The organism is Neobacillus paridis (assembly GCF_016765675.1).
GTDB classification, from domain to species: domain Bacteria; phylum Bacillota; class Bacilli; order Bacillales; family Cytobacillaceae; genus Neobacillus; species Neobacillus paridis.
Window position 1 is genome coordinate 1 of record NZ_JAESWB010000160.1, and the last position, 657, is coordinate 657.

The 657-nt window shown below is 63.2% G+C and carries 2 protein-coding genes; both read left to right on the top strand.

The annotated features are described in order from the left end of the window. Positions 1-132 carry a hypothetical protein gene (locus JK635_RS28330; protein WP_498043861.1) on the top strand — a complete coding sequence of 44 codons (132 nt, stop codon included), beginning with the start codon at positions 1-3 and terminating at the stop codon, positions 130-132. After that, a partial coding sequence (rplA, locus tag JK635_RS28335) for a 50S ribosomal protein L1 (RefSeq protein ID WP_202653524.1) occupies positions 132-657 on the top strand: 526 nt, incomplete at its 3' end. The genes JK635_RS28330 and rplA, both read left to right, overlap by 1 nt.

Here is a 657-nt window from a genome sequence, read left to right on the forward strand (position 1 = left end):
ATCACCCGCGCACAAGCTGAAGAAATCGCAACAACCAAGCGGCCAGATCTGACCGCTGCCGACATGGACGCAGCCGTGCGCACGATCGCTGGCTCCGCACGTTCCATCGGTATCACGGTGGAGGGTCTGTAATGGCTAATCTGTCCAAGCGCGCCAAGGCAATCAAGGCCAAAGTTGATCGCACCAAGGTTTATCCCTTCGACAACGCGATCGCGCTGATCAAGGAATGCGCCACCGCCAAGTTCAACGAGTCGATCGACGTCGCCGTTCAGCTGGGCGTGGATGCCAAGAAATCGGACCAGGTCGTCCGCGGCTCCGTCGTGCTGCCTGCAGGCACCGGCAAGAGCGTGCGCGTGGCCGTGTTCGCCAGCGGCGACAAGGCGGAAGCAGCCAAGGCTGCCGGCGCCGACGTGGTTGGCATGGAAGACCTGGCAGAGCGCATCAAGGGCGGCGACATGCCGTTCGACATCGTGATCGCTTCGCCGGACACCATGCGTATCGTCGGTACCCTGGGCCAGATCCTGGGACCGCGCGGCCTGATGCCTAACCCGAAGGTCGGTACCGTGACGCCTGACGTCGCCACCGCCGTGAAGAACGCCAAGGCGGGTCAGGTGCAGTATCGTACCGACAAGGCCGGCATCATCCACGCGACCATCG